Annotated in this window: 20 protein-coding genes; 11 read left to right on the top strand and 9 right to left on the bottom strand. The window is 66.3% G+C overall.

The features are described 5' to 3' along the window. Nucleotides 1–104 precede the first annotated feature (104 nt). The gene (locus ACP15H_RS01715) at nucleotides 105–1,655 is read left to right on the top strand and encodes an acyl-CoA carboxylase subunit beta (protein ID WP_425064499.1); all 1,551 of its coding nucleotides are present in this window, start codon (nucleotides 105–107) and stop codon (nucleotides 1,653–1,655) included. A gap of 69 nt (nucleotides 1,656–1,724) precedes the next feature. Then, on the top strand, nucleotides 1,725–3,014 hold the full coding sequence (locus ACP15H_RS01710; RefSeq protein WP_425064498.1) for a hypothetical protein: 1,290 nt from the start codon (nucleotides 1,725–1,727) through the stop codon (nucleotides 3,012–3,014). A 3-nt stretch (nucleotides 3,015–3,017) separates the two neighbouring features. Here ACP15H_RS01710 and ACP15H_RS01705 read toward each other — a convergent pair whose 3' ends face one another. The 5 genes from ACP15H_RS01705 to ACP15H_RS01685 form a co-directional block, all read right to left on the bottom strand. Beyond that, nucleotides 3,018–3,596: a hypothetical protein gene (locus ACP15H_RS01705; RefSeq protein WP_425064497.1), complete on the bottom strand. Its 579-nt coding sequence runs from the start codon at nucleotides 3,594–3,596 to the stop codon at nucleotides 3,018–3,020. After that, a complete protein-coding gene (locus ACP15H_RS01700) occupies nucleotides 3,577–4,140 on the bottom strand; it encodes a hypothetical protein (protein WP_425064496.1) in 564 nt (187 codons plus the stop codon). The genes ACP15H_RS01705 and ACP15H_RS01700 overlap by 20 nt, the downstream gene beginning before the upstream one ends. Next, nucleotides 4,137–4,727 carry a hypothetical protein gene (locus ACP15H_RS01695; RefSeq protein WP_425064495.1) on the bottom strand — a complete coding sequence of 197 codons (591 nt, stop codon included), beginning with the start codon at nucleotides 4,725–4,727 and terminating at the stop codon, nucleotides 4,137–4,139. The genes ACP15H_RS01700 and ACP15H_RS01695 overlap by 4 nt, the downstream gene beginning before the upstream one ends. A gap of 121 nt (nucleotides 4,728–4,848) precedes the next feature. After that, nucleotides 4,849–6,192: a hypothetical protein gene (locus ACP15H_RS01690; protein WP_425064494.1), complete on the bottom strand. Its 1,344-nt coding sequence runs from the start codon at nucleotides 6,190–6,192 to the stop codon at nucleotides 4,849–4,851. An 11-nt stretch (nucleotides 6,193–6,203) separates the two neighbouring features. Beyond that, nucleotides 6,204–7,553, bottom strand: a complete 1,350-nt coding sequence (locus ACP15H_RS01685; protein ID WP_425064493.1) for a hypothetical protein — start codon at nucleotides 7,551–7,553, stop codon at nucleotides 6,204–6,206. A 105-nt stretch (nucleotides 7,554–7,658) separates the two neighbouring features. On the opposite strand from ACP15H_RS01685, the gene ACP15H_RS01680 reads away from it, so the two are divergent. Further along, entirely contained in the window at nucleotides 7,659–8,468 is an 810-nt protein-coding gene (locus ACP15H_RS01680; RefSeq protein WP_425064492.1) for a class I SAM-dependent methyltransferase, read from the top strand. Between the two features lie 24 nt (nucleotides 8,469–8,492). On the opposite strand, the gene denD is transcribed toward ACP15H_RS01680, so the two are convergent. After that, a complete protein-coding gene (gene denD, locus ACP15H_RS01675; protein ID WP_425064491.1) occupies nucleotides 8,493–9,497 on the bottom strand; it encodes a D-erythronate dehydrogenase in 1,005 nt (334 codons plus the stop codon). Between the two features lie 76 nt (nucleotides 9,498–9,573). Here denD and ACP15H_RS01670 point away from each other — a divergent pair, with 76 nt between their 5' ends. Both ACP15H_RS01670 and ACP15H_RS01665 read left to right on the top strand, forming a co-directional pair. Further along, entirely contained in the window at nucleotides 9,574–11,376 is a 1,803-nt protein-coding gene (locus ACP15H_RS01670) for a cation:proton antiporter (RefSeq protein WP_425064490.1), read from the top strand. After that, complete coding sequence (locus ACP15H_RS01665) at nucleotides 11,373–12,044, top strand: endonuclease/exonuclease/phosphatase family protein (RefSeq protein WP_425064489.1); 672 nt, start codon at nucleotides 11,373–11,375, stop codon at nucleotides 12,042–12,044. The genes ACP15H_RS01670 and ACP15H_RS01665 overlap by 4 nt, the downstream gene beginning before the upstream one ends. Here ACP15H_RS01665 and ACP15H_RS01660 read toward each other — a convergent pair. The 3 genes from ACP15H_RS01660 to ACP15H_RS01650 form a co-directional block, all read right to left on the bottom strand. After that, entirely contained in the window at nucleotides 12,035–13,444 is a 1,410-nt protein-coding gene (locus ACP15H_RS01660; RefSeq protein ID WP_425064488.1) for a phospholipase D-like domain-containing protein, read from the bottom strand. The genes ACP15H_RS01665 and ACP15H_RS01660 overlap by 10 nt on opposite strands. Nucleotides 13,445–13,529: 85 nt before the next feature. Then, nucleotides 13,530–14,855 carry an aspartate aminotransferase family protein gene (locus ACP15H_RS01655; protein WP_425064487.1) on the bottom strand — a complete coding sequence of 442 codons (1,326 nt, stop codon included), beginning with the start codon at nucleotides 14,853–14,855 and terminating at the stop codon, nucleotides 13,530–13,532. Between the two features lie 39 nt (nucleotides 14,856–14,894). Continuing rightward, complete coding sequence (locus ACP15H_RS01650; protein WP_425064486.1) at nucleotides 14,895–15,887, bottom strand: MDR family oxidoreductase; 993 nt, start codon at nucleotides 15,885–15,887, stop codon at nucleotides 14,895–14,897. Nucleotides 15,888–16,400: 513 nt separating this feature from the next. Here ACP15H_RS01650 and ACP15H_RS01645 point away from each other — a divergent pair. The 6 genes from ACP15H_RS01645 to ACP15H_RS01620 all read left to right on the top strand — a co-directional run bounded on the left by ACP15H_RS01645 (nucleotide 16,401) and on the right by ACP15H_RS01620 (nucleotide 23,786). Next, nucleotides 16,401–17,351, top strand: a complete 951-nt coding sequence (locus tag ACP15H_RS01645) for a hypothetical protein (RefSeq protein WP_425064485.1) — start codon at nucleotides 16,401–16,403, stop codon at nucleotides 17,349–17,351. Between the two features lie 89 nt (nucleotides 17,352–17,440). Then, complete coding sequence (locus tag ACP15H_RS01640) at nucleotides 17,441–18,322, top strand: YgfZ/GcvT domain-containing protein (protein WP_425064484.1); 882 nt, start codon at nucleotides 17,441–17,443, stop codon at nucleotides 18,320–18,322. A 50-nt stretch (nucleotides 18,323–18,372) separates the two neighbouring features. Then, nucleotides 18,373–20,178: a gamma-glutamyltransferase family protein gene (locus ACP15H_RS01635; protein ID WP_425064483.1), complete on the top strand. Its 1,806-nt coding sequence runs from the start codon at nucleotides 18,373–18,375 to the stop codon at nucleotides 20,176–20,178. A gap of 34 nt (nucleotides 20,179–20,212) precedes the next feature. Continuing rightward, nucleotides 20,213–21,196 (top strand): ABC transporter ATP-binding protein, encoded by a 984-nt coding sequence (locus tag ACP15H_RS01630; RefSeq protein WP_425064482.1) that lies wholly within the window; start codon nucleotides 20,213–20,215, stop codon nucleotides 21,194–21,196. Beyond that, complete coding sequence (locus ACP15H_RS01625; RefSeq protein WP_425064481.1) at nucleotides 21,193–22,272, top strand: ABC transporter ATP-binding protein; 1,080 nt, start codon at nucleotides 21,193–21,195, stop codon at nucleotides 22,270–22,272. Before ACP15H_RS01630 ends, ACP15H_RS01625 begins: the two co-directional genes overlap by 4 nt. Beyond that, nucleotides 22,269–23,786: an ABC transporter substrate-binding protein gene (locus ACP15H_RS01620; protein ID WP_425064480.1), complete on the top strand. Its 1,518-nt coding sequence runs from the start codon at nucleotides 22,269–22,271 to the stop codon at nucleotides 23,784–23,786. Before ACP15H_RS01625 ends, ACP15H_RS01620 begins: the two co-directional genes overlap by 4 nt. Nucleotides 23,787–23,789: the final 3 nt, after the last annotated feature.

The following is a 23,789-nucleotide window of genomic DNA, read 5'->3' as shown; positions in this document are numbered from 1 at the left end:
GCTCCCTCGCGAAGACCGGTTTACTGTAGCCGGTCCGCGGCTTCGTTGGTACGAACCGCGAGGGCTGGAAACGTTCCGACAAAGCGATCGGGGGATACGTCGAGATGAGCTGGCAACCGGAAATGGACGAGTTGCGCCGCCGTCAGGAAATGACGAAGCGCATGGGTGGCGCCGACAAGGTGAAGCGCCAGCACGATGGCGGACGGCTCACCGTCCGCGAGCGCATCGACCGGTTGCTCGACGAGGGCTCCTTCCGCGAGATCGGCAGCGTCGCCGGCAAGGCGGAATATGACGGAAGCAACGATCTGGTCGATCTCACGCCGGCCAACGTCGTCATGGGCCGCGGCAAGATCGACGGACGCCATGTCGCCGTCACCGGCGACGACTTCACGGTGCGCGGCGGATCGGCGGACGCCACGATCAAGGAGAAGTCGAACTACGTCGAGCGCTACGCCAACCAGTACCGCATTCCGGTCATTCGCATGATCGAAGGCTCGGGCGGCGGCGGATCGGTCAAGACGATCGAGACGACGGGCCGCGCCAACGTGCCGGGCGTCGCCGGCTGGGAATGGGCCGTGCGCAACATGGGTGCCGTGCCGACCGTCGGCTTGGGCCTCGGCTCCGTTGCGGGCCTCGGTGCCGCGCGCCTCGCCGCCACCCATTATTCGGTGATGGTGAAGGAAATCTCGGCGATGTTCGTCGCCGGGCCCCCGGTGGTGAATCGCCTCAGCCCCAAGCAGTACGACAAGCAGGAGCTGGGCGGCTGGGAGATCCAGCTGCGGGCCGGCGCGATCGACGAGGCCGTCGACAGCGAGGATGAGGCCTTTGCCGCGGCGCGCCGCTTCCTTTCCTACCTGCCCTCCTCGGTCCATGACGCCCCGCCGCGCGGTCCCGTCACCGACGATCCGGCCCGGCGCGAGGAGACGCTGTTCGACGCCATCCCGCGCGACATCCGCAAGGTCTATCGCATCCGCCCGATCGTCGAGAAGGTGGTCGACCAGGGCAGCTTCTTCGAGATGGGCCGGCTCTACGGCCGTTCGGTCGTGACCGGCTTCGCCCGCGTCGATGGCTGGCCGGTGGCGGTGATGGCGAGCGACCCGATGTTCTATGGCGGCGGCTGGACGTCCGATACCTGCCAGAAGGTGACGCGCTTCCTCGACCTCGCCGAGACCTTCCACCTGCCCGTCGTCTATTTCTGCGACTGTCCCGGCTTCCTGATCGGCCTGGAGGCCGAGAAGAGCGGCGTCATCCGCCAGGGCGTGCGCGCCATGTCGTCGATGTTCCAGACGACCGTGCCGTGGTGCACCTTCATCATCCGCAACGCTTTCGGCGTGGCGGGTGCCGCGCACCAGAACGGCTCGCGGATGAACTGGCGCTATGCCTGGCCCTCGGGCCGCTGGGGATCGCTGCCACTGGAGGGCGGGATCGAGGCCGCCTATCGCGCCGATATCGACGCCGCCGACGATCCCAAAGCGAAGATGTCGGAGATCGAGGACCGGCTGAACAAGCTGCGGTCGCCCTTCCGCAGTGCCGAGAGTTTCTGGATCGAGGAGATCATCGATCCGCGCGATACGCGCAAAATCCTCTGCGAGTTCGTCGATCTGGCCGCCCCGGTGCGCGGCAGCGGCCCGGCGAGCCTGTGGATGCGGCCCTAAGATCGCTCCGTCCGCGGGCGCACGGAAAGCTCGGGTTGTCGGCGACCTAAAGGGACGCCATCTTCAGACATGCTCCCGACGATGGCCGCATCGCCGTTCCTCGTGCCGGTCTTCCGACTGCCCCTGCAGACGATGCGCCTTCTTGGCCGGTACTGGCCGCAATTGATGGCCGTGTGGGCGGCCGGGATCATCGGCAACCTGCTGCTCAACGAATGCGCCGCGATGATCGGCCGCCTCAACAGCCTGGCAGGCCTCTCGACCCTGTCCCTCGTCGTCCTGCTGAAGCTGATCGTCATCGTCGCCATGTTCCAGACCCTGCGGCCCGGCCTGCCGGCGCTCGATGCTGCAGCCCGGGCGGCCACGAGCCGACCGGTACCGGACGAGGCCGGGGAGCCGGCACCGCTAGGCTTGGCGTCCGCCCTCACCCTGACGCTGGTGCCCTTCTTTGCCTTCTACGCCGCCTGGGGATTCCTAAGCGACACGGTGCGGGACTATTCGAAGCTGGTCCTCGACCTGATGATGTCTGGGGAAAGCGGCAACCTCCTGCAGGTCTCCGGCGGTTCCTGGCTATTCGTCTCCGTTGCCGTCGCCTGGGTCGTGAGGCGCTTCGCCAAATACATGCACAAGCGCTCGAAGGCGGCTGTCTGGCCCCTCGTCATCGTCATCTGCGAAGCCAACTGGGCCTTCATCGCGCTATTCGTCGTCTCGAACTGGGAGAGCGAGATCCGAGCCTGGATCGGCGCCTGGGCCGCCAGGATCGGCATGTTCATCGGCCTGCTCGATCCGATCCGCGAAGCCGCCGCCGGTACCGTCTTTGCACCGCCGCCCGAAGCCGCGGCGCCCGCGATTTCGAAGCGCCTGAATTCACTCTTTCTCTATGCGCTCTATCCCATCGTCTGGATGACGCTGGCGGCGGTCGTCTACGGGTACGATGTCGGCAACGTAAAGCCCGCCGTCGAAGGCCGCCTCGGCCGCGCCGTCTCGCGCTGGGAAGCGTTGCCGAAAGCCGTGCGCGACTTCGTCTCGCATTTCATCGCCGGGACCCTCAAGCGCTACCGGGCGCTGGCCGAGGGCGTGGGACTGACCCTGCGATCGGGTCTCGGCCTGGTACTCGCGACGGTCGTGCTCTTCCGTCTGCTCGACTGGGGGGCCGCCTGGACCTGGTACGGCCTCACCCAGCTCATCGGGTCGCACGACTTCCGGCTCTGGCAGATCTTTGCCCAGGGACTCTCGCTGTTCCTGGGCACGCCGAGCGCGCCGGGCGACGGCATCCTGGTCATGCCGGTCAAGATCTGCCTGTTGGCCGCGGCCCTCGAGATCGGGTTTGCACACGGGCGCACCTGGCGCGCGCGCGGCTGAGCATCAGTCGAATTTCAGCGGGAACGAGAGCGCGTCGGGGCGGGTCGCCACGAAGCTGACCCGGGCCTCCAGGGAAGGCAGAACTTCCGCCGGCACGACGAACTTTTCTTCGATCGTCACGCTGCGGTCCTTCGCCGGCGGGTGCAACGAGGCGATGCCGCAGCCATCCAGGGGCATGGCCTTTCGATCGAGGTCGCGGCTGATGTCCCGCGAGAGCGTCGGATCGAGCGGCAGCCAGCGCCGGCCCTGATCGTCCACCAGCGTGAACCGGCATTGCGCCCACCCCTCGCCGATCGCCTCTCGTGCCGTCGCCTTCAGTTGCACGATGACGAGCCGCATCTGGCCAGGGAATGTCACCCGGGTATCGCGTCCATCGCCGATCAGGCGCACCTTCTCGACCTGCCAGACCGCGCCCGCATAAGTCTCGCCCGACGCTAGCCGGACACGCATTTCGATCTGTTCAACGTAGTTCACCACGTTTCGGCGCGCGTTTACGGCGAAAGCGGCCCCCAGCAGCACCGGCAAAGCGAGCAGCGACAGAAGCCGCAGTCGTTTCTCGCGGCTAGAGGCCATCATCGCCAATGGCCGCCCTGTCGCGAACAGTGATCTTCTTCGGATCGAGCGCGATCTCGATCTCGTCTTGCAGCTGGGGCCCGTATTGCCCGGACAGCAGCAGCGACATGTCCGCGGTCTCCTCCTCCGGCAGCTCGAAGACCAGCAGCCCGGTCGTTGGCAGTCCCGGCTGCACCGTCTTGCCGGACAGAAGCTGCGGCACGCTGCCGGCGCGACGGCTCTGCCGGTAGAGACGACCCGATGCCCCACGGATCGTCGCCGCGCGGATCGCCATCGTCTGCTGTCCGACGCGTGTCTCCACGGCGACGAGCAGCCAGACGCCGCTGCTCGCCCGCTCGAAGTCCTTGCCGAAGCGCTTGTAGGCGATCGTGCGCGCCTGCACGGCCTTGTCGATCCGGGCGCTGAACGTCCGGCTCGTGACGACGTCGTCGTGCCCGCCGGCGGTCCTGATCGGGCCCGTCAGCATCGCGTAGGGCGGCGTGGTCATCTGAAGGAACAGCAGGATTGCACCGGCCAGCAGAATCGTGAGCGCGGACAGCAGTACACGCCTCATCGGCCGGCCTCGCCGTAGCTCGCGAGGGGCAGATCGACCGTCGCGACCGGTTTGGTCGGGAACCAGCCCGGTGCGGCATAGAGATTGTCGCGCGGCTTGAACATCGCGCCGATCACCGCCAGCCTCACCTGCGGTGGCAGCGCCTGCTCCTGCGGAAGCTGCCACACGGCCTTGACCTGCTCCGGCATCATCGGCTGAACATCCCAGAGCAATTCGCGATCACGCATCAGATAGAATTGCGGCTTGGAGAGATCTGGCACGTTCTCGATCTTCAGCACGTCGCCATAGAGGTTCGAGCTTTCGCCGGAGCGGTTCTCGAGGGTGAGATCTACGACCAGCGCCCTTTTTCCCGGCGACACATGAGATCCATCGGGCATCTCCCGTGCCAGGCTTGCCCCCGACACGGTGACGTTCCATCGGCCGGCGTCGACGACCTTGCCCGGCGCGACCTTGGGCACCTCGCTCTCTGCCCTCCCCTGATAGATGGAAAGCGTGAACGACAGCAAAGCGGCCAGCAGGCCCCCGATGCCTGCAAGGATTTTCGTCACGAGAACCCTGTTCGCCTTGCCGACCAAGGAGTCCTTCATCCTACGACGCCCGTCCCCATTGCAGTCACCGATGCAAGAAGTCTCACCTAGATGGGTTCGCCCGCGAGCTCGGCAACCCCGCGGATCAACGTCCCGACAGGGCCCGGAGTTTCCGGCTCGGCTAACCGCGCCAGCCGTAGCCCTTGAGCTTCGGCAGAAGGCCACAGGCCGGCTCGAAGGGCGGATTGCTGAGATAGTCCTGATCGGACACGACGTAGGACTGGCCAGGCGAGCGGCTCACCACCGCGCTCAACGCCGGATAGGACCAGTCCTGGAAGAACAGCTTGTTCGGCCAGTCGTGCAGCGGCAGCGTCTCGGCGCGCACCACACCCTTGTTGCCGTCCACGACGACGCGCAGGCGGTCGATATAGCCGCTCCACAGGCGGGTCAGCACGATATCGGGAATTGCCGCCGCGACGGTCAGCGCGCCCAGCAGCAGCACCATGCGGCGGGCCACGTCCGGCTGGCGCATGACGGCAACGACCCGCGGCGGATCGCGCAGCGCCACGTGCAACCACATGCCGACGAGGAGCGCCGCCAGTAGCATGCCGGCAGCCTGGCGGGCGACATAGTGCGCCGGCGGATACAGGATCGACGGCCCGTGCACGAGCCGCCACCAGGGCGACAGAGCGAGCAGCAGCGCGATGACGCCCATCACCACCAGCGGCCCCCTGCCCTGCAGCCAGGCCGGCCGCCGCACACCCGCGATGGCGCAGATGAGGAAACCCGCCAGCGGAATGGAGAACTGCATGTTCTGCCAGAAATCGACACTGGTGGAGCGCACCTTCATGAAATGCGGATGGTCCCAGTAGTCGACGATCGTGATGGCCGATACGACCGCCGCGCCGACGAAAGCGAGCGCCGCCAATACGTCGAGGAGTCTCGTCACCCGGTCGTCGCTGTGCCGCATCGACCACAGGATCGCGCCGGCGACCAGCGGCCCGAGATAGATCATGGCCTCGTAGGATCTGAGGCAGAGCAGGCCGAAGGCCAGCTGCATGGCCGCGTCCCGCCGGCTGCGGCCGTCGGTCGTGAGCGCGATCGCCATGACGGCCGTTATGCAGGCGAAGGCGACGTTGTATTCGCCGATGATGAAGAACGAGGTCGGAAGGTACACGGCGGCCACGATCGCGAGCACCGCGGCCAACAGCACCGGATCGCGGCGGACGCGCGTCAGGGCGAGGTGATAGAGCGCTGTGGGCAGGGCGAACAGAGCCGCCGACTGCGCCATGGCCAGCAGTTGGGTGTCGCGTAGGCCCCATCGAGCGAGCAGGAGGACGGGCGCCTGCGTCACCCAATCGACATGTGCGCGGGCGGCGTAGAAATCGTGGAAATGCCCCTGATCCAGCAGGTTGACCAAGAACGAGGACCCGTCCCAGAACAGACCGCGGCAGGCCAGAGTGTTGTGCACAGCCAGCGCCCATAGGGCGATGGCGACGCCCCGGGCGACCGCAACCGGTGACATGGCCGGCACCTTCAGTCGCGCCACATGTAGCGGCCGAGAGGATAGGGTTCGGCCGGCGGAAACGGCTGCCAGGAATTGAAATCTCGCGGTGGCGCGATGATCCCGTCGGTTCGCTTCGACCGCAGGGCAAGGCTCTGGCTGGGCAGAATCCAGGACTCGACCAGCGTCTCTAGGGGCCGCCGGGCGAGCGGCGTGGATTCGAAGGGGACCACGCCGGTGTTGTTGCGCACGATCGACCGCACCGTCTCGAGGTAGCTGCGCCACTCGAGCGTCAGGTAGATGTTGGACGGCATCACCGCGATCACCATCAGGCAGCCGAAGGCAAGCATCCGGCGCGAGACCTCGGGGCGCCGCAAGGCCGCCAGCGCGGCGAACCGGGCGCCGAAGGACGACGTATAGAGCCACATCAGGATGATGACGGTCGCGACCACGAGACCGGCGATGCTGCGCGCCGTGTACTGCGACTTGGCGTGCGGGCGAACCAGCGAGTCCGTCAGCACGAGCAACGGCGACAACGCCAGCAGCAGAAGGAAGATGCCGGCGAAGATGTAAGGCCTGCGGCCGGAGAGATCCTGGGGCCGCAACGCCGCCCAGCCGAAGATGACCAGGGCGGCGCCGATCGCCAGGTCGAACTGAACATTCTGCCAGGCGTCGAGGGCCGTCGCCGCGGTCCGGCTGAGGTGATCCTGCGAAAACGGATGGATCAGCGAATCCGCCGCGACCCACAGGCCGCCCAGGAAGGCCAGGCTGGCAATCAGATAGAGGATGGTGGCAACGATCGGCCGGACCGGAATTCGGTAGACCGTCCAGAGGATCATCGCGGCCAGCAACGGCCCAAGATAGAGCATCACCTCATAGGCCCTGATCCCGAGCAATCCGACCGCGACCAGGAAGGCCCCGTCGGCCACCGTCAGTTCCCGCGCCGTCACGAGCCGGACGGCCACGGCGATGCCTATGGCGTAGGCCGTATTGTACTCGCCGACGATGAAGAACGAGGTCGTCATGAAGACGACCCCGATCACCGCCAGCAGAGCAGCCAGCAGGACGGGATCGTCCTTAACCCTCAACAGGGCCAGATGGTAGAGCGCCGTCGGGACCGCGAAGAGCCCCAGCGACAGGAGCTGTGCCATCAGATGGAGGTCGGTGACCCCCAGGAAGACCGCCGTGATGATCGGAACCTGGCCCACGATCATCGCGTAGAGTCGCGGATTGTAGAAGTCGAAGAACCATTCGCGGCGGGCGATCTGCACAAGGAAGGCCGACCCGTCGACGAAAAGCCCCCGGCACTCCCAGCTGTGCCAGAGCACCAGGGTCCAGAGCAGGCCGACCGTGGCCCTGTAGGCGACTGCAGTTGTTGGCATTTCTCCGCGAGGGGGCCTACAGGACCCGTGCCGCAGGTGCAAGCGGTGACGGCTTGCAGCGTCGAAGAGGCGCTGTTAGCAAGGCGCGGCAAACGGGGATGGTGGATGCTCAGTTGGGAGAAAATCGACGCGATTCCGGGCTGGTTCATGTTCCAGTCCTATTGCGTCTGGCGCGCCCTGCTCGACCAGCAGGCCCGGAGTTCCGGGGACCTGTTCGAGATCGGCGTCTGGCGGGGCCGGTCGGCATCGGTCCTCGCCTCCTACCGGAAGGGTAACGAGAAGCTCTATCTCTGCGATCTTCGGCTCGATGAGGCCGCGGTCCAGCGCTCGATCGAGTCGGTCGGCGCGAAGGCCACGAACATCGTGCCGCTGTCCGGCCCATCCGCCGACCTGCCGGCCAAGCTCGACCTGCAGGCGATGCATCAGTCGGTGCGCTGGTTCCACATCGACGGAGAACATACCGGGACGGCCGTCTATCGCGAGCTGGAGTTCGCCAACCGGATCGTGAACACGGAGGGGATCGTCGTGATCGACGATTTCTTCTCGCCGCGCTACCCGGCCAACACGACCGAGGTCATCCGCTACATCGAGAAGAACCCCTTCCACTTCCGGCTGCTCGCCGTCGGCTTCAACAAGGGCTACCTCTGCCGGCCCGAAAGCCTGCCGCGCTACATGGATTTCATGGCATCCGGCATGTCGCGGGCGCTGCAGGGCTACGGCGCCAAGACCACGATCTTCAAGACGACCGGTCCCTGGGACACCGACGCCGTCGGCATCACCGACTATGTCGACGATGCGGGGGCTGTCGCGGGTCCCGACAACGAGCCGCAGCGCTGGCACATGATGCGGACGCGCCATGTCTGGGGCCCGATGCGTCATCTCCAGAACGGCTGGCGGATGCTGCGCGGACGCTGAACGAACGGCGGCCGCCTGCGGCCATCAGGCCGCAGGTCTGGCGATCTTCAACTGATCGTCGAGATCCTCGGCGATGAAGTTGCGCACGACTTCGTCGAGATCCGTATCGGTTTCGAAGCCCAGCCGCCGCGCGCGCGCCGAATCGATGCCCTGAGGCCAGCCGTCGCAGATCTTCTGGATCGCCGGATCGTGCTGCCAGAGGACCTTGCCGACCTTGCGATTGCCGGCGTGTCGGCCAACTGCCTGCTCCAGCTCCCTGGCCGTCACGTTGATGCCGTTCAGCAGGAGGGTACGGCCCGGCCCGAAGGCGTCCGACGGCATATCGTGCAGGCGCATGAACGCATCCACCGTCTTGCGCGGGCTGAGGACCACCATGACCGTCTCCGGGGTCACGGGGCAGACCACGTCGACGCCCGTCAGCGGCTCGCGCAGCACCGAACTCGCCCAGGTCGAGGCCGCCTTGTTGGGCAGGCCGGTGCGCACGCAGATCGTCGGCAACCTGACCGCGGTGCCGCGCAGATAGCCCTTGCGCGTGTAATCGCGGACCAGGAACTCACCGATCGACTTCTGCGCGCCGTAGGACGTCTGCGGTGTCAGCGGGGTGTCGTCGGTCACGGCCGGGGGAAGGTCGCCGCCAAAGGCCGCCAGCGAGCTGGTGAACACCACGCGCGGATTGGTGCCGAGCGCGCGGCAAGCCTCCAGGACGTTGCGCGTGCCATCGAGATTGACCCGGTATCCCAGGTCGAAATCGGCCTCGGCGCCGGCGCTGACCACGGCGGCGAAATGGAACACGGTCGACGCGCCCTGGACGATCGACTGCACGGTCGCGAAATTGGAAATGTCGCCCGCCACCGTCTTGATCCGGGGATCGTCCAGGCCCGGCCCCTCGGCCCTGGCGACGTCGAACAGCAACAGTTCGTTCACCTTCTTCTGCTGTCCGCTGGCTGATGCGATCTCGCCCTGCTGCAGGATGCGCCGTGCGAGTTTCTTGCCGAGGAAGCCCGCGCCGCCGGTGATGACCACCTTCATGTCGTTTCCGCCCGATTTCGTTGTTTGCGGACGAAAGTGTGCACAGAACGCCGCCTGCAGTCTATGTTTGCGCGACATGGCGGGCCCCAGCGACATCAATGCGTTCAAGGACGCTCTCATCGTTCTGGGAACAGCGGCCGTCGTGGCGCCCGTCGTGCATCGCCTCAAGATCAGCCCGGTCCTCGGCTTCCTGGTGGTCGGCGCCGCGCTGGGACCGCACGGGCTGGGCCGGCTGGCCGACTATTCCCGTGCCATCGACTGGCTGACCGTAACGGGCGAGAGGCAGATCGCCTTCATCGCCGATCTCGGCATCGTCTTCCTGCTCTTCTTCATCGGCCTCGAGCTCTCGATGCGCCGCATGATCACCATGCGCCGCCTGGTCTTTGGATTGGGCGGCCTGCAGGTCGTCCTGTCGGCCCTGGCGATCAGCCTGGCGGCGTTCTGGTTGGGCCAGCCGGCCGCTGCCGCGCTCATCATCGGCACCTGCCTGGCCTTGTCCTCGACCGCGATCGTCATGGAACTGCTGTCCGGACAGCGCCGCATGATGTCGACCACCGGCCGCACCAGCTTCGCCATCCTGCTCGCGCAGGATCTGGCCGTTGTGCCGCTCCTGTTCCTGATCAGCGCTCTCGGAGGCCAGTCCGAGGGCTCTGTCGTCCAGGGCGTCATCGTCGCGGTCGTCGAGGCGCTGCTGGCGGTCGCCGTGATCGCTCTTGTCGGCAGGGTGATTCTCAAGCCCCTGTTCCGGCTTGCCGCCAGCACCGACAATCCCGAATTCTTCATGGCGGCCACCCTGCTGATCGCCGTCGGATCGGGCGTGATCGCGGCCTTCGCCGGCCTGTCCATGGCGCTCGGGGCCTTTATCGCCGGGCTCCTGCTGGCCGAGACGGAATACCGGCGTGCCGTCGAGGCGATGATCGACCCCTTCCGGGGACTTCTGCTCGGCGTCTTCTTCTTCTCGGTCGGCATGCACATCGACCTGAGCTTCATCTGGCGCGAGCCCGTCCTTGTGATCGGCGGGTTCGTGGCGATGATGGTTCTCAAGACCACGCTGCTCGTACCCCTCTGCCGCCTGTTCGGCGTGTCGTGGGCTGCCAGCGTCGAAACCGGCCTGTTGCTCGCCCCGGGCGGCGAGTTCGCCTTCATCGGCATCGGGCTCGCCGCCCAGTTCGGCCTCGTCGAGTCGGGCGTCGCCGCCGGTGTCCTGGCGGTGGTCTCGCTCACCATGGGGACCCTACCCTTCGTGTCGCTGTTCGCGCGCCGCACGGCGCAGCGGGTGGCCAAGCAGGCCACGGGCAATGCCCCCGCGACCCAGCTCCCGCCTTCGGATCATGCCAAGCGGGTGATCGTCGTCGGACACGGGCGGGTCGGCCAGCTCGTCTGCGACCTGCTCGACAAGCACGAGATTTCCTACATCGCGGCCGACCGAGACGCGGCCCGCGTCGAGCGCTGGCGCAAGCTCGGCCGCGCCGTCTATTTCGGCGACGCCTCCAACCCGCTGTTCCTGCAGCGTTGTGGCATTGACGAGGCGACGGGTGTGATCGTCACCATCGACACCGCGGCGGTCGACGACGTGGTCCGTGCCGTGCGGGCGCGACGGTCCGACGTGATGATCGTGGCCCGCGCCCACGATGCCCAACATGCCCGACATCTCTACACGCTGGCCGTCACCGACACCGTGCCGGAGACGATCGAGGCGAGCCTCCAGCTGGCCGAATCGGCCCTCGTTGGCCTGGGCGTGCCGATGGGCCTGGTCATCGCCTCGATCCACGAAAGGCGCGAGCTGGTGAGAAATGAACTGCAGGCGGCCGCCGGTGGGACGGCCTCGATGACCGAGCAGATCCGCCGTGCCCGTCGCGACAAGGCGGGCAAGCCATGAAGGTCGTGAGCTGGAACCTGCTGCGTCTCACAGGCGCGGCGGTCGAGGACGTGGCGACTCTGATCAACGTCCAGAAGCCCGACATACTCCTCATGCAGGAGGCGACCCAGCACATCGAGGCGCTGCCGAGCCTCGTCGGCGGACATTTCTACCGGCTGTCATGGCTGGGGCGAATACATGGTCTGGCCGTCTGGAGCCCGAGCCATTTTCCGCGCCCCGTGGCCCTGTCGCTGCCGGCGTCTCGACTTCCCGGACGGCTGCCGCGACGCCGCGCGCAGATCATCCAGATGGGCGAGATCACCTTCGCCAACGTTCACCTCTCGCACGGCCAGCTGCTCAACCGCCGCCAGCTCGCCCGCATCGGCGCGGCGTTGCAGGGTAAGCCGTCGGCCATCATCGGCGACTACAATGCCGTCGGCCCGGTCTTCCTGCCGGGTTTTACCGACGTCGGCCCGCGCGAACCCACTCACCTGTCGGGCAACGTCATGCCGGTTCGGCTGGATCGGTGCCTCGCCCATCGCCTCGTCTGCACGACGGCCGATGCGCTCGATTTCGGTCCCTCCGATCATCGGCCGATCCGGCTCGAACTCCGCCTTGCCGAAAGCACCGAGACTGCGGAAAAGCCCCTGCGGATCCGCAAGGACCGGCTGAAGCGTTTCTACAGATAGGGCTGAAAGAGCCGCGCTGCGCTGTTGCGCAGGCGGATCGGCAATGGATCGCGGTCGATCTCGGCCAGCGTCAGGCAACGCTGCGGCGTCTTCGCTCCGACGATCTGCCGTGCAAAGGCCGCGTCGTGCAGCTCGACGTTCAGCTCGAAGTTCAGGCGGAAGCTGCGGGTATCCCAGTTGGCACTGCCGATGAACGACCAGGAATCGTCGATCGTCATGAGCTTGGAATGATCGAACGGCGCCGGCATCAGCCAGATGCGGCATCCCGCCTCGATCAGCGGCCTGAGCGGCACCCGTCGCGCCCAGTCGAGGATCGCGTGGTTGGAATTCTCCGGCAGCAGGATGTCGACCGTGATTCCGCGCATGGCCGCCAGGCCCAGGGCCATGGTGAGCGGTTCGCCCGGGAGGAAGTAGGGCGTCACCACGCGGATCGACTCGCGCGCGCAGGAGATGGCATGCAAGGTCACAAACTCGATCTGCTCCATATCCTCGTCCGGACCGGAGGGCACCACACGCGCCAACACCGTCCCGACCGGCTCGAGCGTCGGGAACCAGTCGTCGTCCAGTTGCTCACCCGTGGTGAATTGCCAGTCGTCGGCAAAGGCGTCGGTGAGTTGCTCGACGACAGGGCCTTCGATGCGGAAATGCGTGTCGCGCACGGGATGGGCCGGGTTCCCGGCCACGACGTTCTCCGCTCCGATGTTCAGTCCACCGGTGAAGGCCACGCGACCGTCAATGACCAGCAGCTTGCGGTGATTGCGCAGGTTTACGAAGGGTGTACGCCAGGGGAAATAGGAGTGCAGGAAGCGCGCGACCGGGACGCCGGCCGCGCGCAGCCGGTTGTAGGTCCCAGACAAGAAGTAGCCACCGCCGACTCCATCGATCAGCACACGCACCTTGACGCCACGCTGCTGGGCCTGGATCAGGGCGTCATGGAATTTCTCACCCGCTGAATCGGCGCGAAAGATGTAGCTGCAGAGTCCGACGCTCGTCTTCGCCCTGCTGATTTCTTCGAGCATCCTAGGGTAGGCCTCGTCGCCGCTGTGCAGCATCTCGACGAGATTGCCGGGTTTCGACGGCAGGCCCGTCACCCGCCCGACCGCATATTCCAGCGGCGTCAGCGAATCACGTGTCACCGTTACGGTGGGATCGCCCGCGGCGGGCAGAAGATGCTGACGTCTCAATCTCTGGGCACGCCGCTTGACACGGTTGATGCCCATGATCGCATAGAGCAGCCCGCCCAGGAACGGCGAGAGCCAGGCGATGCCGATCCAGGATACCGCCGCCCCGACGCTGCGCTTGTAGAGCAGCACATGGACGGTGACGGCGACGGCAAGGGCGACGTGCGCCACGGCAGCGGTCGCACCCACCACTGCCGCCAGATTGTCATCGAGTGTCACGTTGCCTGTTCCCTGCCCACGGCTGGTCGAGAACAGGTTCTAGCGACGCTCCGTCCAGAACACCATGCGCAAGCGGCGCCCGGCGTCAGGCCACCGCCTTGATGGTCTTCGCGGTTATCTCGACGATTTCGTCGATCTGGGCTTTCTCGATCACCAGCGGCGGCGACATGGCAATGGCATCGCCCGACTGGCGGACCATCAGGCCGAGGTCGAACGCCTTGACGAAGGCCTTGTAGCCGCGCGTGCCGACCGCACCTTCCGGCGCGAGGTCGATGCCGCAGGCCATCCCCAGATTGCGGATGTCGGTGACGTTCGGCAGCCCCTTCAGCGAGTGGATGCCCTCTTCCCAGTAGGGCGACAGGTCTGCCGCCCGGGCGAACAACTCCTCGTCGCGGTAGATGTCGAGCACGGCCGAGGCCGCAGCACAGGCCAGAGGATGGGCCGAGTAGGTGTAGCCGTGGAACAGGTCGATGGCGTTTTCCGGCCCGTTCATCAGCCCGTCGAACACGTGCTTGCGCACGAACACGCCGCCCATCGGCACGGTGGCATTGGAGATGCCCTTGGCGACCGTCATCAGATCGGGAATCACTCCGAACTTGTCGGCCGCGAAAGAGGCGCCGAGGCGGCCGAAGCCGGTGATGACCTCGTCGAAGATCAGCAGGATGCCGTGCTTGTCGCAGATCTCGCGCAGGCGCTTCAGGTAGCCCTTGGGCGGCGGCAGGAAGCCGGTCGAACCGGCGCACGGCTCGACGATCACGGCGGCGATGTTGGAGGCGTCGTGCAGGCCGACGATGCCTTCCAGCGCGTCGGCGAGATGGGCGCCGTTCTCCGGCTCGCCTTTGGAGAAGGCGTTCTCCGGCAGGTGGGTGTGCGGCAGGTGATCGACGCCCGGCAGCATCGCGCCGAACCATTTGCGGTTGTTGACCATGCCGCCGACCGAAATGCCGCCGAAGCCGACGCCGTGATAGCCGCGCTCGCGGCCGACGAAGCGCGTACGCGTGCCCTGGCCGTTGGCGCGGTGATAAGCCAGCGCGATCTTGAGCGCGCTGTCGACCGCCTCGGAGCCGGAATTGCAGTAGAAGGCGTGGTTCAGATCGCCCGGCAGAAGGGCGGCGTGCCGCGCGGCCAGTTCGAAGGCCTTGGGATGGCCCATCTGGAACGACGGCGCATAGTCCATTTCGTCGAGCTGCTTGGCGATCGCCGCCTTGATCTCCTCGCGGCCGTGGCCGGCATTGACGCACCAAAGGCCCGCGGTGCCGTCGATGATCTTGCGGCCTTCCGGCGTCCAGTAGTGAACACCCTTCGCCTTGGCCAGCATGCGCGGGTTCTTCTTGAACTGCCGGTTCGCGGTGAACGGCATGAAGAACGCTTCGAGATTGTTGGCGGCAGGCGCAGTGTTCGGCGGCGTCATCGGCAGACCTTCGGGTAAGATGAACTCCGGGTTACGCTATCACTTGTTGACGTCGACAACCACGCGGCCCCGTATCTCTCCTTTGAGGATTTTTGGGGCCAGCGCCATGAGATCGCCCAGCCCCGCCTCGCTCACGGTGCTGTCGAGCTTGTCGAGCGGCAGATCGCTTCCGAGACGACGCCACGCTTCCTCGCGCGGTGCCTTCGGCAGCATCACCGAGTCGATACCGTAGACGGACACGCCGCGCAGGATGAAAGGCAGGATCGAGCCCGGGAACGAAGGACCGGCCGCGAGGCCGCAGACCGCCGCCGCCCCGCCGTACTTCACCTGCGCCAAGGCCCTGGCAAGCATCACACCGGACACCGTGTCCACGACGCCGGCGAAACGCTCCCCGAGCAGCGGACGGTCCGGTGCCTCCGTCAGTTCCTTGCGATCCATGATCGTCGTGGCGCCGAGCGACTTCAGGTAGTCGCCCTCCTGGGGCCGACCGGTCGCAGCGACCACCGTGTAGCCAAGCTTGGCCAGGATCGCGACGGCGACCGAGCCAACGCCGCCGGCGGCTCCCGTGACCAGAATTTCGCCATTCGCGGGGGCGATGCCGTGCTTCTCCAGCGCCATGACACAGAGCATGGAGGTGTAGCCCGCCGTGCCGATCGCCATGGCGTGACGGGCCGACAGGGACTCGGGAAGCTTGACGAGCCAGTCACCTTTCACCCGCGCCTTCGTAGCGTAGCCGCCCCAATGCAGTTCGCCGACCCGGTAGCCGTTCAGCACGACCTTGTCGCCCGCCTTGAACGCCGCGTTCTCGGACTTCTCGACAGTGCCCGCGAAATCGATGCCGCCGACATGCGGCCAGGTCTTGACCAGGCCACCACCGGTCGTCAGCACGAGACCGTCCTTGTAGTTCAGGGTCGAGTAGTCGATCGCAACGATCACGTCCCCCGCCGGCAGCCTGTCCTCAGGCAGGGTTTCGATGGCGCCGCTGACCTTGCGGTCGGCACCCTGGGTCAGGACAAGTGCGCGGAACGTCATGAGGGCTCCTAAACGAATGAACGAAGCTCTCTAGCAAGGCTGCCGTCGTTTAAACAGCCTTCGTGAAGGCACTGTTTCGCCGTTCGCCTCATCGCATCCAGCCCGCAACGACGAAGGAATGGGCGAAGGCCATCAGCCCCTTCAACCGGCATGGCTGTTCCGCAACCGCCATCCGAAGCGAGCCAAGATGCACTCCCGCTGACGAACGCTTCGACGTCAGCGCTCAGAGGGTCCGCGCCGAGCGTGTTCAGCAGCGATGCGCTGACGGGGCGTTGCCGTGGATCGAGCGAATACGGATGCGTGTATGTGCATGCTCGCTGCTACCTCCGCGACTATGCCAAAAAGTGACGCTCCGAATATTTCACGATTGATAAAGCATTTTGTCGATCTGCTTACGGGGAGACTGAGGACGCTTCGTGCGTACCGATTTGTATGTTCGGAAATTATAGCCTTCCCGTCCTGTCGACCGTGCCGCGCTCGGGCACTTGGCTCCTCCGTTACCTCTTCTCCTTCGTGTGTCATCTCGAACAGGGTGGCCGGCTCGACGATCTGTTGACCGGAGAGGTCATCGGCGATCCTCGAGGACCGGCCTTCGACTTCAATCGCTTCAGGGGCGGACCGCTGTTTCGCGTTAACGCTACCCTGCCCGCCAAGCACATGTTCATCGGTCATACCGTATGTCCGGGGTTCCAGGACCTGCTGCCCGCGCGCCACTGGTGGCGGCAAACCTCCTTTCACGTGCCGGGCTACGACTACTTCCATGAAGGGGCGAACTACCGCTACACGCCCGTGGACCTCGCGGCCTACGATTATGCCCCGACCAAGGTACCGGCGATGGAGCGTGCCGCCCGAAGGGGCCGCGGAGGGCCGATCGCGCTGGTCTATCGCAACCCTGTCGATCAAGCGTATTCCTATTTCCGCTATTGTCAGGCGCATGTGAACCCGACCTACCACCTGTTTCGGGGGCGGCCGGTCGCTGACGTGTGCTTCCGGGAATATTTGTTCGGCGCAGCACTGATCTCCTATGCGCGGCAGTTCATTACCTATCAGATACAGGCCACCCGGCATCCCGACCTGGTGAAGATGATCCCCTACGAGAACCTGATCGACCGGCCGGTCGAGACGGCAACTCACCTCCTCGACCATTTCTCCGAGAACAGGCGCGAATGGCCGATGCTGCCGGCGGCCGTGAGGCTGGTGCGGAAGGATCACATGCGCGCCATCGAGGCCAAGCTCGGCACCTCGCTCGACGGAACGCGCAACGGGCAGAACAGTCACATGAGCGGGTCGGAGGATACCGAGCGCGATCGTCTACCGGACCCTTCGATTCGCGACGAGACGATCGCACGATTGAGCCGAATGGGCGTGGATTGCAGCCTTTTTGTCTGGCCCAATCCACGGGCGGTGACGCTGCGGCGGGCTTTTCCGGAACACGTTCGCCAAGCCAGGCGGGCGGCGGGTTGAATTCATTACCCCAATCAGGCTTTTCCACATTACGCCTGGGGCCATCCGGCGCTTGCTAACCGGCAGGGCCGCCCCCAATTCTGCTTGGCATGTCCTCCCAGTTCAGCCTGCTGCCGCATCGCAGCGTCATTTCCGTTGCCGGTGCCGACCGCGTCGAGTTCCTGCAAGGCCTGATCTCGAACGATACGAGAAAAGTCGCGCCCGGGCGCGCAATCTGGGCGGCGCTGCTCACGCCGCAGGGACGCTTCCTCAACGACATGTTCGTGGTCGACGCCGGAGGCGACACGTTCTTCCTGGAAACCGAGCGCGAGCGGGCGCCGGCGCTCGCGAAGAAGCTCAAGATGTATACGCTGCGCTCCAAGGTGACCGTCGAGGATCTGGGGGCGTCGCTGGAGATCGTGGCAGCGTTCGGGGACGAAGCCTCGAAGGCGCTGGGCGTCGGAACGGCCTCCTTCATCGATCCCCGCCTCGAGACGCTGGGCGTGCGCGTGATCGCCCCGACGGGACAGGGTGCCGCGCTTCTCGCCGCGCGCGGCTTCGATGAAGCGCCGCTCTCCACGTATGACGCCCTGCGCCTGCCGCTCGGCGTGCCGGACGGCAGCCGCGATCTCCAGGTCGAGAAAGCATTGCTGCTGGAAAACGGCTTCGACGAACTCAACGGCGTCGACTGGAAGAAGGGCTGCTACATGGGCCAGGAGCTGACGGCCCGCACCAAGTACCGCGCCCTGATCAAGAAGAGGCTCTTTCCCGTGAGGGTCGAAGGCGCGCTGCCAGAGCCCGGCACGCCGGTCCATCGCGACGGCGAGGAAGTGGGTGAGCTGCGGTCTGGCACCGGAGATCGCGCGCTGGCCATGCTGCGACTCGATGCTGCGCGCGGCAACGGATCCGTGCTCACGGCCGGTGACGCGCGCATCGTGCCGGAAACGCCTCCCTGGATGCGCCTTCCCGATCCGGCGGCCCCTAGCGGCTAGAGGCCACGGGCTTTAAGGTCCCTCCGCGCCGCCTGCGCGAGGAGAAGACCGTGAAGCTCATCAATCCCAACCCGTTTACCACACGGCCGGAAATCGTCGGCACATTCGGCGTCGTGACCTCCACACACTGGATCGCGACGGCGGTCGGCATGGGCATCCTCGAACGGGGCGGCAATGCCTTCGACGCGGCCGTCGCCACCGCCTTCACCCTGCAGGTGGTCGAGCCGCATCTCTGCGGTCCCGGCGGCGACGCCCCGCTGATCCTCCACGACGTGCGCCGCGGCAAGACCGAGGTCGTGTGCGGCCAGGGCCCGATGCCGGCCGGCGCGACCATCGCCCACTACAAGGGACTAGGCCTTGACCTCATCCCGGGCACGGGGCTGCTGCCTGCCTGCATTCCGGGCACCTTCGACGCCTATATGCTTATCCTGCGCGATTACGGCACGATGCGCCTGGCCGACGTGCTCTCGCCTGCCATCGGCTACTGGCTGAACGGCCACGCCATCGTCGAGCGTGCGACCGCGACCATCGCGACGGTCGCGGAGCAGTTTCGCACCCACTGGAAGACATCGGCCGCCGTATTCCTGCCGGGCGGTGACGTGCCGAAGCCCATGTCGCTCTTCCGCAACGTCACCTTGGGCAACACCTATGCCCGCATCCTGAAAGAGGCCGAGGCCGGCGGCGGCGGTCGCGAAGCGGAAATCGAGCGCGCGCGGAAGGCCTGGAACCAGGGCTTCGTCGCCGAGGCGATCGACAAATTCTGCCGCACCCAGGAGGTGATGGACGTCTCGGGCAAGGCCAACAAGGGCGTGCTGACCGGCCAGGACATGGCCAAGTGGCAGGCCACGGTCGAGGCCCCCCTCACCTACGACTACGGTCGGTACACGGTTTGCAAGGCACACACCTGGACGCAGGGCCCGGTGGTCCTGCAGCAGCTCGCCCTGCTCAAGGGCTTCGACCTCGACGGCATGGATCCGACCAGCCCCGACTTCATCCACCTGCAGGTCGAATGCCTGAAGCTGGCCTATGCCGATCGCGAGGCCTTCTATGGCGATCCGGCGTTCGTCGACGTGCCGATGGAGACACTGCTGTCGGACGCCTACAACGCCGACCGCCGCGCGCTCGTCGACCCGGCCCATGCCTCGATGGAACAGCGTCCTGGCAAGGTCGACGGCTTCGGCGGCGTCGTGAAGCTGCGCCGCGCCGACGGCGTCCGGCTGGGCGTGGCGTCGAGCGGCGCCGGCGAGCCCACGGTCGGCCGCGTCGGCCAGACCAACGGCGACACCGTCCATTTCGACATCATCGACAAGGACGGCAACATGATCTCGGCCACGCCCTCGGGCGGCTGGCTGCAGAGTTCGCCGGTCATTCCCGAGCTGGGCTTTCCGCTCGGCACGCGCGGCCAGATGTTCTGGCTCGAAGAAGGCCTTCCGGGCTCGCTGGCGCCCGGCAAGCGGCCGCGCAGCACGCTCACCCCCACGCTCGCCCATCGCGACGGCGAGCCGTACATGGTCTGGGGTTCGCCGGGCGGCGACCAGCAGGACCAGTGGGTCACGCAGCATTTCCTGCGCCACGTGCATTGCGAGATGAACCTGCAGGAGGCGATCGATGCGCCGGCCTGGCACAGCGAGCACTTCCCCTCCTCCTTCTGGCCGCGCACCGCGCGACCGGGCGTGCTGGTGGTCGAAGGCCGTATCCCGAAGGACACGGTGGCCGAGCTGAAGAAGCGCGGCCACGAGGTCGAGGTGAACGACCAGTGGTCCGAGGGCCGTCTCACCGCCGCGACGCGCGACGATCCGTGGCGCAAGGCCGCCGCCAATCCGCGCGGCATGCAGGGCTACGCGGCGGGCCGATGAACGATCCCTCGACGAACCTGGCGCTCGCGCATCGATGAGTGAAGCGCTCCTTGAGCTGCGCGGATTGACGGTGGACTTCGCCACCGACGACGGCGTCGTCCATGCCGTCGAAGGCCTCGACCTCGCTCTGGGCCGCGGCCGGACGCTCGGCCTCGTGGGCGAGTCGGGTTGTGGCAAGAGCGTCACGTCGCTGGCGATCATGGGCCTGCTGCCGCCGGAAAATTCGAAGGTAGGCGGCCAGGTGGTGTTCGAAGGGCGCGATCTGTTGACCCTGGACAAGCACCTGATCCGAGATCTCCGCGGCGCACGGCTCGCGATGATCTTCCAGGAGCCGATGACCTCGCTCAATCCCTCCTACACGATCGGCGACCAGATCATCGAGGCGATCCAGCGGCACCAGGGACTGGACAAGGCGGCGGCGCGGGCGCGCGCCATCGAGGTGCTCAAGCTGGTGCGCATTCCCTCGCCCGAGAAGCGCATCGACGACTATCCGCACAAGCTTTCCGGCGGCATGCGACAGCGCGCCATGATCGCCATGGCGCTGGCCTGCGGTCCGCAGCTCCTGATCGCCGACGAGCCGACGACGGCGCTCGACGTCACCATCCAGGCCCAGATCCTCGACCTGATGCGCGGCCTGCGCCGTGACACCGGGACCGCCATCATCCTGATCACCCACGATCTCGGCGTGGTGGCGGAAATGGCCGACGACGTGGCCGTGATGTATGCGGGCCAGATCGTCGAGCGCGCCGCCGTGCGCGACCTGTTCGCCCGACCGGAGCACCCCTATACGGTCGGCCTGCTGGGATCGATCCCGCGTCTCGACGAGAAGCGCGAGCGGCTGCCCTCGATCGAGGGCCGCGTGCCCGACATGACGCGCCCACCTCCCGGCTGCCGCTTCGCCGCACGCTGCCCCTTCGTCGAGACCGCGTGCATCTCCGCACCGCCGGCGCTGGTCGAAGTCGCACCCGGCCACCTCTCACGCTGTCGCCGCGCCCCGCTGTCGCAGGTCGTGGCATGAGCGCGACGCTGCTCGAGGTTCGGGGACTTCAGAAGCACTTCCCGGTGAAGAGCGGCGCCTTCGGACTCGTCTCAGGCCATGTCCGCGCGGTCGACGGCGTCGACTTCCATGTCGATGCCGGCGAAACGCTGGCGATCGTGGGCGAATCGGGCTGCGGCAAGTCGACGGTCGGCCGCCTGGTGTTGCGCCTGCTCGAACCCACGGGCGGAAGCGTGCGCTTCGATGGCGAGGATCTGCTCGGCCTCTCGCAGGCGCGGATGCGTGCGCAACGCCGGCACATGCAGGTGATCTTCCAGGACCCCTACGCCTCGCTCAATCCGCGCATGACCGTGGGTGCCATGCTGGGCGAGCCGTTGATGCTGCATGGGCTCACCGCGTCGGAGGCCGCGCGACGCACGCGCGTCGGTGAGCTGCTGGAACTGGTCGGCCTGCGACCGGAGCACGCCCGCCGCTACCCGCATGAATTCTCCGGCGGCCAGCGCCAGCGGCTGGCGATCGCGCGTGCGCTCGCCGTCGAGCCGAAGCTGATCGTGGCCGACGAGCCGGTTTCGGCGCTCGACGTCTCGATCCAGGCGCAGGTCGTCAACTTGATGCGGTCCCTTCAGGCGCGCTTTGGCCTGGCCTATGTCTTCATCAGCCACGATCTCGCGGTCGTGAAGCATATCGCCGACCGCATCGCCGTGATGTACCTCGGCAAGATCGTTGAAACTGCGACGACCGAAGAACTCTTCCGCAACCCCCGCCACCCCTACACGCGCGCGCTGCTGTCGGCTGTGCCGCAGCCTGATCCCACGGTCGTGCGCGCGCGCGCGCTGCTGGAAGGCGACATTCCGAGCGCACTCAATCCGCCGCCGGGCTGCCACTTCCATACGCGTTGCCCCTACGCCCGCGAGTCGTGCCGGATCGATGTGCCGGAACTGACCGATGACGGCGCGGGTCACGCCACTGCCTGCCGGTGGTGGCCCGACCTTCCTCCCGCTCCCCCGCTCGCCGAGGGAACGGGCAATAGCGAAGACCGCCTGCGGCTCGCCCGCCTGCAGGCGGCGTTCGTCACAAACCAAACGGAGGCAATATGAAGAAGACGTTTCGTCGCCTGACTCTGGCCGCCACGTTCATGGGCCTCGCTCTGTCAGGCGCCGCCGCCCAGAGCAACCTGCGCGTCGGCCTGGCCGAGGATCCGGACGTGCTCGACCCGACGTTGGCCCGCACCTATGTCGGCCGCATCGTCTTCTCCTCGATCTGCGACAAGCTTTTCGACATCGACGAGAAGCTGGCGATCGTGCCGCAGCTCGCGCTCGGCCACGAGACCTCGGCCGACGGCAAGACGGTCACGATCAAGCTGCGCCCCGGCGTTAAGTTCCATGACGGCGAGCCCTTCGATGCCGCCGCCGCGAAGTACAGCTTGGAACGCCACCTCAACATGAAGGGCTCGTTCCGCCGGCCCGAACTCGCCTCCATCGAGTCGATCGAGGTCGTCGATCCCGCCACCGTCAAACTGAACCTGAAGGAGCCGTTCTCGCCGCTGCTGGCGCAGCTCACCGATCGCGCCGGCATGATGGTCTCGCCCAAAGCTGCCGAAGCAGCGGGCGACAAGTTCGGCCTGAAGCCGGTCTGCGCCGGCCCCTACAAGTTCGTCGAGCGGGTCCAGCAGGACCGCATCGTGGTCGAGAAGTTCGCCGACTACTGGAACAAGGACCAGGTCTTCATCGACAAGATCACCTACCTGCCGATCACCGACTCGACGGTGCGTCTGGCCAACTTGCGCTCCGGCAGCCTCGATATGATCGAGCGCGTGCTGGCGACCGACATCAAGACGGTGCGCGACAACCCCAAGCTCAAGCTCGTGACCGCGGTCGAGCTCGGCTATCAGGGCCTGACCATCAACCTGTCCAACGGACCGAAGGCCGATACGCCGCTGGCCAAGGATGCCCGCGTCCGCCAGGCCTTCGAGCTGTCGATCGACCGCGAGGCACTGAACCAGGTCGTCTTCAACGGCGAATTTGTCGTCGGAAACCAATGGATCAACCCGACCAATCCCTACTATCAGCAGGCTTTCCCGGTGCCGAAGCGCGACGTCGCCAAGGCCAAGGCGCTGCTGAAGGCAGCCGGCGTCAGCGGCCGCATGTCGCTCGACCTGATGGTGCCGAATAACCCCGAGACAAGGCAGGTTGCCGAGGTGCTGCAGTCGATGGTCGCGGAGACCGGGTTCGACCTCAAGATCCGGGTCACCGAGTTCGCGACCTCGCTGAAGCAGTCCGAGACCGGCGACTATCAGCTCTATCTCATCGGCTGGTCGGGCCGCAGCGACCCCGACGGCAACTCCTACATCTTCCATGTCTGCGGCCAGCCGCAGAACAATTCCGGCTATTGCGACAAGGACGTCGACGCCTGGCACAACGAGGCGCGCATCAAGAGCGACCCCGCGGAACGCAAGAAGATCTACGAAAAGATCACCGCGAAGTACCTGCCCGAAGGCTCGATCAAGTATCTGTACCATCGTCGCGTCCTGGTCGCGCTGTCCGACCGGGTCGATGGCTACAAGCAGTTGCCCGACGGCCTGATCCGCGTCGTCGGCGTCAAGCTGAAGTAAGAC

Origin of the sequence: Reyranella sp., assembly GCF_965249915.1 — a bacterium.
In the GTDB taxonomy this organism is placed as follows: Bacteria; Pseudomonadota; Alphaproteobacteria; order Reyranellales; family Reyranellaceae; genus Reyranella.
The sequence above is the reverse complement of the archived record's forward strand: the minus strand, read 5'-3'. Positions and strand labels throughout refer to the sequence as shown.

Excerpts from the sequence above, each read along its gene's own strand:
- ACP15H_RS01700 (WP_425064496.1), bottom strand. The coding sequence starts at position 4,140 with ATGAGGCGTGTACTGCTGTCCGCGCTCACGATTCTGCTGGCCGGTGCA.
- ACP15H_RS01630 (WP_425064482.1), top strand. The coding sequence starts at position 20,213 with ATGAGTGAAGCGCTCCTTGAGCTGCGCGGATTGACGGTGGACTTCGCC.
- ACP15H_RS01625 (WP_425064481.1), top strand. The coding sequence starts at position 21,193 with ATGAGCGCGACGCTGCTCGAGGTTCGGGGACTTCAGAAGCACTTCCCG.
- ACP15H_RS01715 (WP_425064499.1), top strand. The coding sequence starts at position 105 with ATGAGCTGGCAACCGGAAATGGACGAGTTGCGCCGCCGTCAGGAAATG.
- denD (WP_425064491.1), bottom strand. The coding sequence starts at position 9,497 with ATGAAGGTGGTCATCACCGGCGGCGCGGGCTTCCTCGGCAAGAAACTC.
- ACP15H_RS01690 (WP_425064494.1), bottom strand. The coding sequence starts at position 6,192 with ATGTCACCGGTTGCGGTCGCCCGGGGCGTCGCCATCGCCCTATGGGCG.
- ACP15H_RS01680 (WP_425064492.1), top strand. The coding sequence starts at position 7,659 with ATGCTCAGTTGGGAGAAAATCGACGCGATTCCGGGCTGGTTCATGTTC.
- ACP15H_RS01640 (WP_425064484.1), top strand. The coding sequence starts at position 17,441 with ATGTCCTCCCAGTTCAGCCTGCTGCCGCATCGCAGCGTCATTTCCGTT.
- ACP15H_RS01710 (WP_425064498.1), top strand. The coding sequence starts at position 1,725 with ATGCTCCCGACGATGGCCGCATCGCCGTTCCTCGTGCCGGTCTTCCGA.
- ACP15H_RS01620 (WP_425064480.1), top strand. The coding sequence starts at position 22,269 with ATGAAGAAGACGTTTCGTCGCCTGACTCTGGCCGCCACGTTCATGGGC.
- ACP15H_RS01650 (WP_425064486.1), bottom strand. The coding sequence starts at position 15,887 with ATGACGTTCCGCGCACTTGTCCTGACCCAGGGTGCCGACCGCAAGGTC.
- ACP15H_RS01685 (WP_425064493.1), bottom strand. The coding sequence starts at position 7,553 with ATGCCAACAACTGCAGTCGCCTACAGGGCCACGGTCGGCCTGCTCTGG.
- ACP15H_RS01655 (WP_425064487.1), bottom strand. The coding sequence starts at position 14,855 with ATGACGCCGCCGAACACTGCGCCTGCCGCCAACAATCTCGAAGCGTTC.
- ACP15H_RS01665 (WP_425064489.1), top strand. The coding sequence starts at position 11,373 with ATGAAGGTCGTGAGCTGGAACCTGCTGCGTCTCACAGGCGCGGCGGTC.
- ACP15H_RS01670 (WP_425064490.1), top strand. The coding sequence starts at position 9,574 with ATGGCGGGCCCCAGCGACATCAATGCGTTCAAGGACGCTCTCATCGTT.
- ACP15H_RS01695 (WP_425064495.1), bottom strand. The coding sequence starts at position 4,727 with ATGAAGGACTCCTTGGTCGGCAAGGCGAACAGGGTTCTCGTGACGAAA.